Here is a 16421-nt window from a genome sequence, read left to right as displayed (position 1 = left end):
GCTTGTCGTCCTCATTGAGCCCGTCCACGGGCCCGATCGTGTCGGTCATGCTGCCTGCTTCCCGCCAAGCCCAACGGCTCGGCGTGTCAGGCCGGATCAGCACTTACACCGAAGATCGGACAGTCCCGGTCGCGACGCTGTCGGTCATCGAAGGTCGCGGAGTTAGGTCAGCACTGCGCTCACTCGCCAGTGGCGGGCGAAGTGAGCGCGAGGTGAGGTCGGCGGCCCAGGGGTTGCCGTGGCGGGAGGCGGCGGCGAAGTCGTAGACCGCGTTGCGCAGCTGCTTGTCCGCGGCCCACCGGAATGCAGTGACATTGACCTTGCCGGACTGCGGGTCGAGGGGGTGAGGCCGGCCAGGGAGGCCAAGGATTCGGGGGTGGGGAACCGGGCGAACGCACTAAATCTCACGCCGTGGCTGGGCCGTCGTCGCGGTCCAGTATCTTCGGCGCCCCGGTCGGTGCGGCCTCACCACGGGCGGCCGCGGCGTCGTGGCTGTCGCGCGCGCGTTCGAGGAGCGCGATGAGGGCTGGTTCGTCGCGGACCTTCTGCCGGTACTTCGGCCCGAGAGCCACGATCTGGTCGCGCTCGGTGAGCAGTAGTCGGAAGATGCGTTCGCGTTCGGCCGGGTCGGCGGTGTACTCCGAGTCCAGGTACGACGCGGCGTGACGACGTGCGTTGGCGATCGCGTTTTGGGCCCTACCCGCGGGGCTGAGCAGGGATGCGGAGACGGTCACAACGAGGACCCCGAGGATCACGCTCAGGGAGAGCCCGGTGCTGATCTCGACCACCGGGACGGGCTCACCATCGTTGATGAACGGGACGGTGTTCTCGTGCAGCGCATGGAGGATGAGCTTGACGCCGATGAATCCGAGAATGGCGGCGAGGCCGTAGGAGAGGTAGATGAGGCGGTCCAGCAGCCCGTCGATGAGGAAGAAGAGCTGCCGCAGGCCGAGCAGGGAGAATGCGGTGGCGGTGAAGACGATGAAGGTGCTCTGGGTCAACCCGAAGATCGCTGGGATCGAGTCGAGAGCGAAGAGGACGTCGGTGCCCCCGATTGCCACCATCACCAGCAGCATCGGAGTCATCGCCCGCTTGCCCCCGTGCACGGTGAACAGCTTGTCGCCGTCGTAGTGAGGCGCGGTGTGGAACACCTTGCGGGCGAGCCGAATGATGACGTTGTCGGCGGAGTGGGACTCCTCACCCTCAGGCTTGAGCATGTTGCCGGCGGTGATCAACAGAATCAGTCCGAACAGGTAGAAGACCCAGGCGAAGGAGTTGATGAGCGCGGCGCCGAGGAAAATGAACCCGGTTCGGGCAATGAGCGAGAACACAATGCCGAACAGCAGGACCTTCTGCTGATCTTCGCGTGGCACCCGGAAACTGGTCATGATGATGAGGAAGACGAACAGGTTGTCGACCGAAAGCGCCTTCTCGGTGACGTAGCCCGCGAAGTACTCCGACCCGGCCTGAGCGCCACCCAAGACCAGGACACCGACGCCGAAGAGTAGCGCCAGGCCGACGTAGAGGCCCGACCAGATCGCAGCCTCACGCAGCGTCGGGACATGAGCCTTGCGGACGTGGAAGACGAAGTCGAACAGCAGGAGCCCGCCGATCGCTGCGATAGTCAGGCCCCAGACCAGCGGGGTCACCTCCATGAGGTACTCCTCCACACCTTGAGCCGGCGGCTACCCCATCAAGCTTGACACCCGACTGCCGCGGCGCCTCAGCACGGCGGAGGCGGCCCGCCTTGGTCGGGGTTTCGAGACAGGCTAGGGGTATCTCGGCCCTGGGTGCTCATAGAACCGCGGGCCGTCGCGCAGTCAGGGCGACCCCCCCTGTCGCGGCATGCCAGGCGGGACGCGACCTCGCGTGGGGCAAGGCGGAGCGAATCCGGAGCACACCGCTCGACACAGCCCCAAGCCGCACGAGCACGAACGCGCCGGTCAGGCAGCACGCGACGACACCAGACATCAGCACCCGCGATGGCGCATCGGCCTTGACAAGGAACAGGTCGCTGGTTCAATCCCAGTCTTGCCCATCACCCTGAACGGCCTGGTCAACGACTCCTGGAGAGCCCGGCAGGCCAGGCTGTTCATCATTACTGGCCCGGCTCCTCGAGCATTCCCAGGGGGAGAGCAGGGCCCGGAGGGTGGCGAGGTGACCGGGCAACTTTGGTGGTCATGCGTTCGGCGTCTCCTGGTGTCGCCGGATCCTGAAATCTGACCCCCTGGCGTTCCGCCGGACGGCATCGACGGCGGCGCGGTGGTGCCGGTGCTCTACGACCCGCAGGACCCGAGCCGGGGTCGCATCGCGACCGCGGGGTGGCCGGTGATGGACGTCCTGCTTCTGCTGCTCGGCGTCGGCGTGTCCGCGCTCCTGCCGGTGGCGATGCTGCGGGTGTGGTTGCAGGGCCGCCGGCGGCTGAGCGCTCGAACGGGGCGTCGGGAGCAACCAGCGCAGCAGGAGGCGAAGCATCTGTGGACCGGCCGCAGAGGCATCGCCGGAGGAATGACGACGCGGAGCGTGGTGGCTTGCTCCGGCAGCACGAGGAACGTACGGCCGGCGGCATGCCGTGGTTGGTTGCTCTTGGTCATGCGTCTGGGTCTCGTTCGGTCACCTGCAGCACAGCGGGGTCTAGCCCACCCGCCAGTTCGAGCATGGTGGCCAGCACCCCGTTGACGCCGGTCAGAGTCAGCGGCATCGTCTCAGGTGGCAGCGCGTCGGCGGCTGCGACAAGCGTGCGGACGCCGGCGACGTCGCAGAACAGCAGCTCTGAGACGTCCACTATGCGAACCCCGGCGCGGAAGGCGGCGTGCATCACGGAAGTGAGTCGGACGGCGTTGCTGAAGTCCAACTCCCCCCTGATCCGCAGCCGTTGGTCGACCACCCCGGCGGACCACACGTCATCTGTCACATCGCGGTAGTGCACCGCCAGCATGTCGTCCAGCAGGCCCGGGTGCTCGTGCAGTGCGTACCGGCACAGTGAACGCACTCCCGCGTCGGCCGCCAGCCGCTCGAGGGCGCGTTCATACCTTGCCAGCTCTCCTTCGTCGCGGGTGATGCTGTGCATCGCGGCCGCGTCGCCGGTCATCGCCAGTCCGGTGAATCCTCCCCGGTTTGCTTGATCCAATTGCTGCTCGTGCAGCGCGCACAGCGCCTCGTGGAGGCCGCCGGTCTCGATGTGAAGCTCGGCTGCGTCGGCCAGCTGCACCTGCCCCGACGCCAGAACGGCGGGATCCACGCCTACGGTCGGCAGTGAGCGCGCGAGCATGGTCGCCGCGTCCTCGCTGGGTGCGTGCTTGTACAGCACTTTCTCCCCACGACCGACCGCCTCAGCGATCCAGGCAGCGACCGCAGAGCAGTCCCGCCATGACGAGGCGGGCACCAGCAAGCGGTGCATCACGACCGTCCACTCGTGTCGGAAGACCCGCGCAGCCGTGACAGTACCTCCGCCTTCCGACACGCAGACAAGCCTGCCTCCGGGCCGGGGGACTGTAAAAAGGATCTTTTGACAGACCCCCGGCGGGTGAGCAGTGCGACGAGCAGGCGAGCTTCGTCAGGCCGGACGAGGTACGAGTTCGACCCACACGGTCTTGCCGTCGACGTGCTGCTCGACTCCCCATCGATGGCTCAGCGCCGCGACGAGGTGGAGTCCGGTGCCGCACCGCGGCGTGTGGCCGGTGTCGTCGATGAGAGCGGCGTGAACGGGACCTTGGTCCCGCACCGCGACGCGCAGGCCGCGGGCATCGAGCCGGATGTCGAGCCGGCACGACGTACGAGCGTGGCGAACGGCGTTCGTGACCAGTTCGTTCACAACCAGCGCAGCGTGGTCGTAGGCGTTGCCCAATGCCCAATCCATGCATGCTCTGCGGAACAGTGCTCGGGCCCGCCGCGGCGAAGCCAGGTGGGGGTCGAGGAGGTGGTATCGCGAGGTTGCGGCGGGTCTCGTTTCCAGCCGGGCCAGTGCGGCCGCAGGGTCGGCTGTCAGCGGCACCGTGTCCGGGACGTCGAGTGCATGAAGCAGTTCGGTGACCTCCGGCGAGGCCCCGCAGAGGGTCAGTCGGGCGAATGGCCAGCCTCCGGCCGCGGCAAGAGTCGAAGGGAACACTTGCAGCGCCGGAAGCCAGCCGATCTGAAGGCCCTCGAGGTCGACGATGACCCGTCCGACATCGAGGAGCAACTCCGCCAGGGTCTGGCTGATCGCGCCGACGCCGGCCCTGGTCAGCTCGCCGCTCAGCGTCACCGTGGCGTGGTCCGGTTGACGGTGCAGCGCGATCGTCAGCGTCTTGCCCGCGGATACGTCACCGCCTGATCGGCTCGATCCGGTGAGGGATGTCGTCGCGGTGTCACACTCGGGCAAGAGGCCGCGACAGGCGTGCAGACTGCTATTGAGTGAGGTGTGGACGAGCAACGCGTCCTCGCGGCAGACCCGGGACAGCACGCGGGTGATCTCGGCGTGCTCGCCGATCACTACGGAGAGGGCCAGCCCACGCTGACGAGCGCGCTCGGCCGCATACACCAGCGCGGCGACGCCGCGTACGCCGACGAACGACGACGTAGAAAGGTCGACCACGAGCCCGGCCAGCCGCGCGCTGATCTGGTTCACGAGGATCTCGTCGAGGGAAGCCATGCTGCCCGAGCCCAAGTCGCCGGTCACGCGGACCACTCGGATCCCCGCACCCTCCGCCGTAACCGCGATGTGCGCCTGCGCGTACGGGTCGACCATCCCGGAGACCTCGCTCCGCTGTGAGGTTCGACCAGCCTCGATCCAGTCAAGATCATTGGAGCCGGTGGAGCGCGACATATGCGAAGAGCCTCCAGTTGATGTCATTCAGGCCGTGCCAACAGAACGTCGTACTCCACCCGACGGTGCCGTTGTCCTTCTCCTCTGGCAGCTACCGGTATGTGATCGAGCAGCCCAACCCACCGAGGGCAACCTGGACCGAACCTGTACGCACCGTACCCCTCGACGCTCCGAGATATCGGGTTCCGAGTGAGGTAGGGCACCGCCGTTACCGCGGACCCGGAGGCCGGGCAGCGGACGTGATCGCCCGACACTCCCGGGACCTCGACGAGCAGTGCGCGCCCGTCTCCTTGGACACTGCCGATCGACGCTTCGTGCATCTCGTCGCCGTGCTCAGCTGCAGCCACAGCGAGTCGACGCCCCCGTAGCCCTGCAGGTAGGACTGTTGCTGAGCGACGGTGAACTCGATCCTCTTGTCCTTGATGCCGCCACGGCCTCGGGGCTGAGAACGTGTTTGAGAAGATCAACTGATGGTCGGGAAAGTGCGCCGTTGTTGCCGGGTCGCGGGCCGCCGCGAGCGATGCGTCGGGTGCGGCGCGCTGGTCGGCATCGCAGCGGCGCACGTGGCCGCTCTCGCGGTACGCGGTGGACCAGTTGCTGATGTTATCGCCGCAGCCGCCACGTTCGGCGCCTTTGTACTCCTCGCGCTGCGCTGAGCCGGCCCGCACGAGCCGGTGCGTGGACCCGATCATCGGATCAGCCGGACGCGGTTTCCGGCAGGGCCGCGAAGCGCCGCAGACGCAGGCTGTTCGAGACGACGAAGACCGAGCTCAGGGCCATCGCCGCGCCGGCGACCATGGGGTTGAGCAGGCCCGCCGCGGCGACCGGGAGAGCGAGGCAGTTGTAGGCGAAGGCCCAGAACAGGTTGGCCCTGACGACACCGAGGGTCCGGCGGGAGAGGCGGATGGCGTCGGCGGCCGCACGCAGGTCGGCGCGGACGAGGGTCAGGTCGGAGGCGTGGATGGCGGCGTCGGTCCCGGTTCCCATGGCGATGCCGAGGTCGGCCTGAGCCAGCGCCGCGGCGTCGTTGACGCCGTCGCCGACCACGGCGACCACTCGGCCGTCGGCCTGCAGGCTGCGGACGAGCGAGACCTTGTCGTCGGGAAGGGCGTCGGCGGACAGCATCGTGATCCCGACCTGGTGGGCCACGGCCTCCGCGGCTCCGCGGCCGTCGCCGGTGAGCAGGATTGGTTCGACGCCCAGCCGGCGCAGCGCGTCGACGGCGGCCCGGCTGGTGGGCCGGACGGTGTCGGCGAGGACGAGGACCGCTCGCGCCCGGCCCGACCATGCGACGACGACCCCTGTTCCGCCGTCCCGCTCGGCTGCGCCGAGGGCGGCTCCCAGGTCGTCGGGCAGGGCGATGTCGTGCCGCGAGAGCAGCAGGCGGCGGCCGATCACGGCGTCGCGGCCCTCGACGGTCCCGCGCACGCCGAGCCCGTCCAGCGCGGCGAAGCCGGTGACGGCAGGGAGCCCGCCGTGGTCCTGTTCAGGGCGGCCCCGTTCGGCGAGACGTTGTTCCGCCCGGCGCACGACGGCCCTGGCGATCGGGTGCGACGACGCGCTCTGCAGCCCGCCGGCGACGGCGAGGACCTCGTCGACGTCTTCACCGGGCGCGGCGACGATGTCCACGACCGTCATCTCGCCGGTGGTCACGGTGCCGGTCTTGTCGAGCAGCACGGTGTCGATCCGCCGCGTCGACTCCAGCACCTCCGGGCCCTTGATGACGATGCCCAGCTGCGCGCCGCGTCCGGTGCCGACCAGGAGGGCCGTCGGCGTGGCGAGCCCCAGCGCGCACGGGCACGCGACGATCAGGACGGCGGTCGCGGCGGTGAACGCCGTCGCGGCGAATGCGCCGACCCCGAGCCAGAAACCGAAGGTCCCGACGGCGAGCACGAGGACGACCGGTACGAAGACGCCCGCGACCCGGTCGGCGAGACGCTGTACGGCGGCTTTTCCCGTCTGTGCCTGCTCGACCAGAGCCGCGATCTGCGCGAGCCGGGTCTCGGCGCCGACCCGCGTGGCCTCGACGACGAGCCGGCCTCCGACGTTGACGCAGCCACCGGTGACGGCGTCGCCCTCGGCCACCTCGGCCGGCACCGCTTCGCCGGTCAGCATGCTCGCGTCGATCGCCGAGGCGCCCTCGACGACGACACCGTCGGTGGCCACCTTGTCGCCCGGCCGCACGACGAACCGGTCGCCGACCACCAGCCGGTCGACCGGCATCCGGACCTCGCGGCCGTGCCGGAGGACCGAGGCGTCCGTCGCCGCCAGCCCGAGCAGGGTCTGCAGCGCGGCACCGGATCGCCGCCGCGCGCGGGTCTCGGCGTAGCGGCCGGCCAGCACGAAGGTCGTGACGCCCGCGGCGACCTCCAGGTAGAGGTGCGCGGAGCCGTGCGTCCCGTCGAGGGTGAGGGCGAAGGGATGCTGCAGGCCCGGTGCACCGGCGTCACCGAGGAACAGGGCGTAGAGCGACCAGCCGAAGGCGGCGAGCGTCCCGATCGACACGAGGGTGTCCATCGTGGCGACGCCGTGTCGCAGGTTGGACCACGCGGCGCGGTGGAACGGCAGCGCGCCCCACACCGCCACCGGCGCGGCGAGCGTCAGTGACGCCCACTGCCACGAGGTGAACTGGAGCGCCGGAACCATCGCCATGGCGACAACCGGGACCGTGAGCGTCAGACAGACCAGCAGCCGGGTGCGCAACGCGGCGAGTGCGGGGTCCGGAACGGCGCCGTCCTGGTCCGGCTCGACCGGCGACGGCGGTGGCGCGGGCAGCGTCGCGGTGTAGCCGGCCCGCTCGACGGCGGCGATCACGTCGTCGACGGTCACCGGATCGGAGAAGCCGACCGAGGCCTTCTCCGTCGCGTAGTTCACGGTCGCCGACACGCCGTCGATCTTGTTCAGCTTGCGCTCGACCCGGTTGGCGCAGGCCCCGCAGGTCATGCCGCCGACGAGCAGTTCAACGGACGACTGCGGCGGTGCCTGCGGGCCGAGCGACGCGGCGGTCACGGAGCGCCGGCCTCGCGCACCGTGACCGCGTGGCCGGCCCCGACTACGTGCTCGTGGAAAGGGGCGGTCCCCGGAACGGACATCTGGGGGTCGACGAGCACGGCCATCTGGCCGAGAGCCCACCCGGCCACGAGCGCGACGACCAGACAGCCGAGATACAGAGCGAGCCGTGTCGCGACCTCCACCGCCACCTCCGTCATCGACCTGCTGCCCGGACGTCGGGACGCTAGATGCCGCCGCAGGAACGGTTGGCAAGGCTGAGCCGGTTCTCGGTCCGGCAGACGGGCAGATGCGCCGAGCGGAGTATCGCTCGCCCGAACACATGCACGGATTACGCCGAACGCCGCCCATCCGCTCTCAGGTACACGATCATCGGCGATCACGGGTCGGTCGTCGTCCGATTCGACCGCTGACGGCACACAGCCCGGTGGCCGGACAGTCAGAGCATGCTGAGGAACATCACGGCCATCAGCACGTCGAGCACCACGTGCGCGGCGGTCTCGGTGCGTACCCGGCTCACGGTCGCGGTGCCGTGGGCACCACCTACCGGGTCGGCTCGACGCGTGCCGGACGTGGTCTCCCACGCGTGCCAGGCGAAGTAGCCCGTGAGTGCCAGGCCGACGGCGACGGTGAGCAGCGACGACGAGCCCGGCAAGGCCGCGACATGCCCGGCGTGGCCGGTGGCGGCCTCGGCGGTCGAGGAAGGCGAGGACATTCCCAGGTACATGACGACCATGGCGGCGGCACCCACCGCGACGTGGGTGGCCTCGCCGGTCCCGTCCGGACCCTGGCGCAGTCGGACTGCCGCGAACCAGGCCCCGAGCACCGTGAACACCAGGATGCCGGCGAGGGTGGGGATCAGGTTCTGCCAGGGGGAGAACATGGCGGCCATGCCGGCCGCCATGAGCGTGTGAGACCAGCACGTCGCTCTGTCAGCACCGCGGCGAGCGGCGCCCTGCACCGCGAAGTAGACACCGACGGCAACGGCGACGACGGCGAGAACCGGGTACCACCAGGCCCATCCGGTCACGCGGTCCTCCTTCGTCGACGACGCCCGGTCGACCATAGGTCGCACACCTGCTCGGGCGGTATACCGATGCGGGGTACGGCCGGCCCACGTCGCCCTCCGGACCTGATGGCTGGCGGTGAGCCACGGGGCGCCGCGAACGGAACATCAGTAGGCGCCCGACCCGACTCCTGATCCGCTCACGGTGAGTGGAGTGAGACCGTCCGCCTGGTCGAGACGCCGCTCCGCCTGGCCGCGGCATCTGCGCCACGTTAGAACTACTCGACGAGAAGCGCTCAGACACCCAAGGGAGACCGGGATGACGATCGACGCACGGGTCGAGGAGCTGCTGTCCCGGATGACGCCTGCGGAGAAGGCGGGCCAGCTGACCCAGTACTTCTACTTCCGTCTGCCTCCCGGGGCGCCGGGGCCCGTGCTGGACATCGACCCCGACGAGCAGCCGCGGATGGTGGAGTCGCAGCTGGCGCAGAGCGCGGTCGGTTCGCTGTTGTTCGTCACCGACCCCGCCGAGACCAACCGCCTCCAGCGCCTCGCGGTCGAGGGGAACCGGTTGGGCATCCCCGCCCTGTTCGGCTTCGACGTGATCCACGGGCTGCGCACCGTCTTCCCGGTGCCGATCGCCATGGCCGCCTCCTGGGACCCGGAGACCATCGAGGCGGGCCAGGTCGTGGCTGCCCGGGAGGCCCGGGCGGTGGGTGTCCACTGGTCGTTCGCACCGATGGTCGACGTCGCCCGCGACCCGCGGTGGGGGCGGATCGTCGAGGGCGCCGGGGAGGACCCGTTCCTGGGTGCCGTCGTCGCTGCGGCGCAGGTCCGCGGCTTCCAGGGCCCGGAGCTGGGCACGCCGGAGCGGATCATCGCCGGCCCCAAGCACTTCGCGGGATACGGCTACGCCATCGGCGGCCGCGACTACGACGAGGTCAACATCTCCGACTCGGAGCTGTGGAACGTCGTGCTGCCGCCGTTCGTGGCGGCGATCGAGGCCGGCGCGGGCAACGTGATGACGGCCTACATGGACTTCAACGGCATCCCCGCGACCGGTAACCGGTGGCTGTTCGCCGACGTGCTGCGCGGCACGCTCGGCTTCGAGGGCTTCGTGGTCAGCGACGCCAACGCCGTGCGCAACCTGCTCACCCACGGGTTCGCCGCCGACCTGACCGATGCCGGAGCCCGCGCGGTCAACGCGGGGGTGGACCTGGAGATGGCCATCTCCGCGCCCGCCTACGCGCACCTGCCCGAGGCGCTGGAATCGGGGGCGACGGACATCGAGGCGATCGACGCGTGCGTGCGCCGCGTCCTCGAGGCGAAGATCCGGATGGGCCTGTTCGACGACCCGTACGTCGACGAGGACCGCGCGCGTGCGGTGCTCGCCGACCCCGCCCACCGCGACGTCGCCCGGGTCGCCGCCGAGCGGTCCGCGGTGCTGCTGCGCAACGAGGGCGGGCTGCTCCCGCTCGACGCGGACGCGCTCGGCTCGGTCGCGGTGATCGGGCCGCTGGCCGACTCGCCGCGCGACACCATCGGGCCGTGGGTCTTCGACTTCGACCTGGACGAGACGGTCACCGTGCTCGCCGGGATCCGAGCCCGCGCCGGAGGCAGTGACCAATCCGGCCACGACGCGTCCGCTCCGCACTCTGTGCGGAGCGGCCGCCCCGCGCCGGATCATGCTGTCCGGGTCGAGTACGCCCGCGGGGTGCCGGTCGTACAACGTGAGTTCCCCTCGCTGTTCGACATGTTCGGCGGCAACACCCCGTCCGACCCCGAGGGCTTCGACGAGGAGGCCGAGTTCCGACGGGCGGTCGATCTCGCCGCCGGGGCCGACGTCGCGGTCGTCGTGGTGGGGGAGTGGCAGAACATGATCGGCGAGATGGCCTCGCGGTCGTCGCTCGAGCTGCCCGGACGCCAGCTCGAGCTGCTGCAGGCCGTCGTCGCGACCGGCACCCCGGTCGTGCTGCTGGTGATGAACGGCCGTCCGCTGGACCTGCGCTGGGCGGCGGAGAACGTGCCGGCGATCCTCGACATCTGGTACCCCGGCACCCAGGGTGGGGCGGCCGTGGCGAACCTGCTGTTCGGCGACGTCTCGCCCGGCGGAAAGCTGCCGTTCACCTGGCCGCGGACCGTCGGCCAGGTCCCGATGACCTACGCCCACACGATCTCCCACGAGCCGGAGAACCAGGCCCGCCGGTACTGGGACGAGGCCAGCACGCCGCTGTTCCCGTTCGGGCATGGCCTGAGCTACGGCCGGTTCGCCTACACCGAGCTCACCGTCGACGAGCCCAGCACCACGACCGACGGGACCGTCACGGTGTCGGTGGAGGTCACCAACACCGGCGACCGCGAGGCAGACGAGGTCGTCCAGCTCTACCTCCACCAGCGCCACGGCACCGCATCACGGCCCGTGCGCGAGCTCAAGGGTTTCCGGCGGGTCACCCTCTCGGCGGGGGAGTCGCGGACGGTGTCGTTCCCGGTGGGCCCGGACGAGCGGCGGTACTGGAACGCGGCGGTCCGCGACTGGGTGACCGACACGTCCACCTTCGACGTCTGGGTCGGCGGCGACTCGACCGCGGAGCTCGGCGCCACCTTCGACATCACGACGTGATCGTCGATCGGGTGGGTCGCGGTCTCACTCGATCAGCAGGTGCACGACGGCGGCCACCCCGATGACGACGATCACCCCGCGCAGCACCTTGGGCGACAGCCGCTTGCCGACCGTCGCCCCGAGCAGCCCCCCGACCGTCGAGCTGACCGCCAGTACCGCGACGACCGGCCAGCTCACCGGGGCGACGAAGGCGTAGATCACCCCGGCCACGACGTTGACCACGGCCGCGAGCGCGTTCTTGAACGCGTTGAGCCGCTGCAGGGGGTCGGCCACCAACAGGCCCATAACCCCGACCAGCATGATCCCCTGCGCCGCGGTGAAGTACCCGCCGTAGATCCCCACCAGGAAGATCAGCACGTAGAGCAGCGGGGACGCCGTCCGGTTCACCGCGGTCCGGTTGCTCAGGCGGCGCGACAGCAGGGGCTGCACCAGGACGAGGATCACCGAGATCCCGACCAGGACGGGCACGATGGTCTCGAACGCGTCCGCCGGGAGCTTCAGCAGCAGGACGGCGCCGAGGATCGCCCCGAGGAGCGACGCCACCGCGTACCGCGTGAGCCGACGCCCCTGACCCTCCAGCTCGCTGCGGTACCCCACCGCGCCGGTGATGGATCCGGTGATCAGGCCGATCGCGTTGGACGTCGTCGCCGTGACCGGCGGGTATCCGAGCGCGACGAGCACGGGAAAGGTCACCAGCGTCCCGGAGCCGACGACCGCGTTGATCAGCCCGGCCCACAGCCCGGCCAGGGCGATGATCGCCCCTTCCCACCACTGCACGGCCCCACGCTAGGCGGGCACCGGGGTGTCGGGCCGGACGTGTGTCCGGGTCGAGGCCCGGCCCGGCCGGGAGACGGTCCCGGCCGGGCCTGTTCAGCGGGAGATCAGTCCGTCACGGCCGCGGTGGCCGCCGCGACCAACCGCAGGTTGTGCGGCAACGCCCCGTCGAAGCCCGGGGTGCTCATCGTCATGATCACGGTGTCGAGACGCGGGTTGTTGACGAACTTGGTGGAGAAGAACCCCTGCCAGCTGTACGCGCCCGGCCCACCCAGGTAGTGGATCGACCCCGACGGGGCGTTCTCGCCTTCCTGGATGTCGACCATGTAGCCCCACTTGTTCTGGGTCAGCTGCCAGTTCTTCAGATCGCCGATCTGGTTGGTGGTCATCAGCCGCACCGAGGCCGGGCTGAGCACCCGGGCGCCGTCGAGCTCACCCTTGTTCAGCAGCATCTGGGCGAAGCGGAAGTAGTCGGCGGTCGTGCCGTTCAGGCCGCCGGCCCCGCTGAAGTAGGTGTGGTGGGGGCTGAACGCACCCTGTGGGCCGAGCATCCCCAAGCCCAGCGGCCGCGCTTCGGTCACCTTCTCGTCGCGACCCGCCTCGTACACGGCGGCGATCCGGTGCTGCTGGTCCTCCGGGGTGAAGAACCAGGTCTCGTGCATCCGCAGAGGCTCGAGGATGTTGCGCCGCTGGTAGGTGTCGAAGTCGAGCCCGGACACCACCTCGACCAGCCGGCACAGCGTGTCCACGCTGTTGTTGGAGTAGTCGAACATCGCGCCGGGCTGCGCGATGAGCGGCATCTGCGCGAGCGTCTTGATGTTCTCCTCGAGCGTGGTGGCCGGCGCGCTCATGTCGTCGACGACGCCGGCGTCCTGGTAGAGCTGCGGCACGACCCCGTACACCGAGGGCTCGAACACGCGGTGCCACCAGGTGTTGGTCATCCCGGCGGTCATCGAGAGGAGGTCGTGCGCGGTGATCTCGCGCTCGGCCGTCACCAGCTGGGTGATCCCCCAGTCCTTCACGACGGCGACCTTCGGGTCGGCGAACTCCGGCAGGTAGGTGGAGATCGGCTCGTGCAGCGCGATCCGGCCCTGCTCGAACAGCTGCATCACGCACGCCGAGGCGACGACCTTCGACATGGACATGAGCCGGAAGATGCTGTCGGTGGCCATCGGCACGCCCTCGTCGGCCTTGCCGAAGGCCTTGAAGTAGCAGACCTTCCCGTGCCGGGCGACGAGCACGACCGAGCCTTGATAGGCGTTCTCGGCCAGGTAGCGCTCCTGGAGCGTGTCGATGTTGCGCAGGTACGCGCTGGACACTCCGACGTCTTCGGGATCGACCTGCTGGTACAGCTCCGAGCTCATATGACATTCCTCCAGGGGGCGACGTTGCCGCTTCAACCTCTCCCTGACCGTATGGTCTCGGGCTCCCGCCCGGAAGCCCAGGTGTTCGTCATTGTCGAACGGTGCCGCTTCATGAGCGGGGCGTGAGCACCTCGGACAGCACGTCGTGGACGTAGGTGTTGGGGTGCTCGCCGGTGAACCGGTCGGCGCCGGGGCCCTCCGCGGTGACGGGCACGGGAACGTCGGTGTGCTCGGTGGTGGTCCAGTCCATGACGAACGTCTGCGTGCTGCCCGCCACCGTGAAGGGGCCGTCCTCGCTGGACTCGGCGTCGCCGGTCTCGTCGTCGGAGACCGTCGGGCTCTCCAGCGTCAGGCCGCCGCACTCATGGTCACCGGTGACGACGAGCAGGGTGTCGGGATGGTCGGCGACGTACCGGCGGAGGACTCCGACGGTCGCGTCGAGCGAGCGCATCGACTGCAGCACGCGCGGGCCGTTGTTGTTGTGCGCGAACTCGTCGACGGCCTCCTCCTCGACGAACAGGAAGAACCCGTTCGGGGCGTCGTCGAGGGTGTCGAGGGCCTTGCGGGTCATGGTCGGCAGGTCCACGACCGGGCTGTAGACGTCGCCCTGGCCCTCCGGCTTCTGCTGGAACATCTCCTCGTTGGCGAACAGGCCCAGCAGCTTGGGTCCGGCGGCCTGCTGCAGTTCGGCGGCGCTACCGGCGTAGGTGTAGCCGAGCTGCCGGGCCCGGTCGACGAGATCGCCCTGCGTGCCCCTGCTGGCCTCCTCCGGGTCCTCGGCGGGTGCATCGGGGTACGTGCCGGGGACGCCGGCCGGGTGCCACCAGTCCTCGCCACCACCCAGGATCACGTCGGGCTTGGTCTCGTCGAGGTACTGGCCGGCGATCCGGTCCTGTTCGCCGCGGTCGGTGGTGTGCGAGAAGAACGCGGCGGGGCTGGCGTCGGTGACCTGAGCGGTGGTGACCAGCCCGGTCGCCTTGCCCGCGACCTTGGCCTGCACCCCGAAGATGGGTAGAGGGCGGCGGTCGAGGCCCACGGAGATCGCGCCGTTGTACGTCTTCTCGCCCGTGGCCCACGCGGTGGCCGCCGCGGCGGAGTCGGTGACCAGGGTGCTCGGGTCGCGGGAGTCGGTGGTGAGCAGACCGGCCACCGGCAGGCTGTCCATCTCGAGACGTCCGTCGAGCCCGGCGACGGCCAGCCGGCCAGCCTCACGGTGCGCGGCGGCCATGCCGTCGCCGTTGACGACGATGATGTTGCGCGCGGCGCCGGTCGACTCGGTCCTGATCGCTCCGGAGTCCGGTGCGCACGCCGTGGTCAGCACGGCGACGACACCGGTCGCCACCAGCGCCGCGACTGCTCGTGTCGCCGGGCTCGACGTGCGTGGAGTGCTCACCCGGCCAGTTCTACTGCCGGCGGGAGGTCGGGACGGGAACGCCGGGCGACGCAGGGGTGAACGGGCGCGGGCAGTCGGGTCGTCCGGTGCAGCGCGGTCCCGAATGCGAGCGAACGCGGCGTTGGGTAAGTCGGACGAATCCAACGCCGCGTTCGCTCCATCACGCCCGCGTCACCCCCCGGTCGGCGCGGGCGAAGAATCAGGCGGCGACCGCGGCCCGTTCGGCCAGCGCGCGGCCCGTCTCGGCGGCGAGCTCGTGCGCCCGCACCCGGAGCCGGTCGGCCTCGGGTACCAGCGACGCCATCGCGGGAACGACGGAGGCCAGCGTCAGCTCGGCCTCGACCACCGTCACGTCCGCGCCGAACACCGCACCGAAGATCTGCTGGAGGTACGGGGTGGCGTGGTCCCAGCCGGCGCGGGGGGTGCCCGGTCCGTACCCGCCACCGCGGGCGATCACCAGGGCGAGCGGCCGCCCGGCCAGCGGTGTGGTGCCGGGACCGAGCCGCGGATCGGTGATCAGCAGGTCGATCCACGTCTTGAGGTGCTGCGGGACGCCGAAGTTGTAGAGCGGTGCGGCGACGACGATCGCGTCGGCCGCGAGCAGCTCGTCGGCCAGGCCGGCGACGAACGCGACCGCGGCCCGCTGCTGCGGGGAGCGGTCGGCCCCGGGCGTGTACCCGGCCGTCACCGCGGCTGCCCATGCCTCGGCGGGGAGGGGGTCGCGGCCGAGGTCACGGCGGACGACCGGTCCCGGATGGTGACGCGACCAGGCCTCCTCGAGGGAGTCGGCGACCTCGCGGCTCACCGAGCCCTCGGTACGGATGCTGCTGTCGACGCGGAGCAGGGTCATCGAAGTCTCCTCGAAAGTGCGTGTCTCTCCAGATGTTCTGCTACGCAGACTATCTTGTCAACAGAGCATCTGCGACGCCGCGTTTGCCGCTATCCTCTGGGCATGACCACGCCTGCCGCCGTCGAGGCCGACCTTGGCTGGGCGTTGGGCGCTCTCATGCGGACCTATCTGCGCACCACCGCGGGCGCGCTCGCCGAGGTGCCGGGGGGCCCGCGCGGCTACCAGGTGCTCACGGCCTGCCTGCACGAGGAGCCGCCCACGCAGCTTGCGCTCGCCCGCCGCCTGGGCCTTGACCGCACGGTGATGACCCACCTGCTCGACGAGCTGGAGGGCGCCGGGCTGGTCGAGCGCCGGCCGGACCCGGCCGACCGGCGGGCGCGCCGGATCATCGCGACGAGTGCGGGCGCCGCACTGCTCGACGAGCTCGACGGGCGGCTCGCGACGGTCGAGGACACGGTGCTCACGGCCCTCGACCCCGCGGAGCGCGAGGCCCTGCGCGTGCTGCTGAGCAAGGCCGCCATCGCCGGGTGTCCGTCCGCGGACGCGTGCACGGTGGCCCGCGAGATGCAGGACGCCGGGCAGCTCGACGGCTGCTGAGCCT

General features: G+C 70.3%; 12 protein-coding genes. 2 read left to right on the top strand and 10 right to left on the bottom strand.

All coding sequences use genetic code 11. The features are described from left to right. Window positions 1-404: 404 nt before the first annotated feature. From RM445_RS11920 to RM445_RS11895, 6 genes are all read right to left on the bottom strand, one after another. Window positions 405-1655: a TerC family protein gene (locus RM445_RS11920; RefSeq protein WP_311556247.1), complete on the bottom strand. Its 1251-nt coding sequence runs from the start codon at window positions 1653-1655 to the stop codon at window positions 405-407. 935 nt (window positions 1656-2590) lie between these two features. Continuing rightward, complete coding sequence (locus RM445_RS11915) at window positions 2591-3400, bottom strand: MEDS domain-containing protein (RefSeq protein WP_311556246.1); 810 nt, start codon at window positions 3398-3400, stop codon at window positions 2591-2593. 156 nt (window positions 3401-3556) lie between these two features. After that, the gene (locus RM445_RS11910; protein ID WP_311556245.1) at window positions 3557-4726 is read right to left on the bottom strand and encodes an ATP-binding protein; all 1170 of its coding nucleotides are present in this window, start codon (window positions 4724-4726) and stop codon (window positions 3557-3559) included. Between the two features lie 774 nt (window positions 4727-5500). Next, entirely contained in the window at window positions 5501-7813 is a 2313-nt protein-coding gene (locus RM445_RS11905; RefSeq protein WP_449619178.1) for a heavy metal translocating P-type ATPase, read from the bottom strand. Beyond that, the gene (locus RM445_RS11900) at window positions 7810-7998 is read right to left on the bottom strand and encodes a hypothetical protein (RefSeq protein WP_311556244.1); all 189 of its coding nucleotides are present in this window, start codon (window positions 7996-7998) and stop codon (window positions 7810-7812) included. Before RM445_RS11900 ends, RM445_RS11905 begins: the two co-directional genes overlap by 4 nt. 254 nt (window positions 7999-8252) lie before the next feature. After that, window positions 8253-8843 carry a DUF5134 domain-containing protein gene (locus tag RM445_RS11895; protein WP_311556243.1) on the bottom strand — a complete coding sequence of 197 codons (591 nt, stop codon included), beginning with the start codon at window positions 8841-8843 and terminating at the stop codon, window positions 8253-8255. A 295-nt stretch (window positions 8844-9138) separates the two neighbouring features. Between RM445_RS11895 and RM445_RS11890 the strand changes: the two genes are divergently transcribed. Further along, window positions 9139-11439 carry a glycoside hydrolase family 3 N-terminal domain-containing protein gene (locus RM445_RS11890; protein WP_311556242.1) on the top strand — a complete coding sequence of 767 codons (2301 nt, stop codon included), beginning with the start codon at window positions 9139-9141 and terminating at the stop codon, window positions 11437-11439. 24 nt (window positions 11440-11463) lie between these two features. On the opposite strand, the gene RM445_RS11885 is transcribed toward RM445_RS11890, so the two are convergent. The 4 genes from RM445_RS11885 to RM445_RS11870 all read right to left on the bottom strand — a co-directional run bounded on the left by RM445_RS11885 (window position 11464) and on the right by RM445_RS11870 (window position 15820). Further along, window positions 11464-12216 carry a sulfite exporter TauE/SafE family protein gene (locus RM445_RS11885; protein ID WP_311556241.1) on the bottom strand — a complete coding sequence of 251 codons (753 nt, stop codon included), beginning with the start codon at window positions 12214-12216 and terminating at the stop codon, window positions 11464-11466. Window positions 12217-12320: 104 nt separating this feature from the next. Continuing rightward, the gene (locus RM445_RS11880) at window positions 12321-13577 is read right to left on the bottom strand and encodes a serine hydrolase domain-containing protein (RefSeq protein ID WP_311556240.1); all 1257 of its coding nucleotides are present in this window, start codon (window positions 13575-13577) and stop codon (window positions 12321-12323) included. Between the two features lie 109 nt (window positions 13578-13686). Continuing rightward, on the bottom strand, window positions 13687-14970 hold the full coding sequence (locus RM445_RS11875; RefSeq protein WP_311556239.1) for an alkaline phosphatase: 1284 nt from the start codon (window positions 14968-14970) through the stop codon (window positions 13687-13689). 199 nt (window positions 14971-15169) lie between these two features. Beyond that, on the bottom strand, window positions 15170-15820 hold the full coding sequence (locus RM445_RS11870) for an FMN-dependent NADH-azoreductase (protein ID WP_311556238.1): 651 nt from the start codon (window positions 15818-15820) through the stop codon (window positions 15170-15172). Window positions 15821-15922: 102 nt separating this feature from the next. Here RM445_RS11870 and RM445_RS11865 point away from each other — a divergent pair, with 102 nt between their 5' ends. After that, window positions 15923-16417, top strand: coding sequence for a MarR family winged helix-turn-helix transcriptional regulator (locus RM445_RS11865; protein ID WP_311556237.1), 495 nt, complete (start codon window positions 15923-15925; stop codon window positions 16415-16417). Window positions 16418-16421: the final 4 nt, after the last annotated feature.

The sequence above is a fragment of the Pseudonocardia charpentierae genome (assembly GCF_031845345.1).
GTDB classification, from domain to species: domain Bacteria; phylum Actinomycetota; class Actinomycetes; order Mycobacteriales; family Pseudonocardiaceae; genus Pseudonocardia; species Pseudonocardia charpentierae.
Note: the sequence above shows the minus strand (reverse complement) of the source record. Positions and strands in the feature narration are given on the sequence as shown.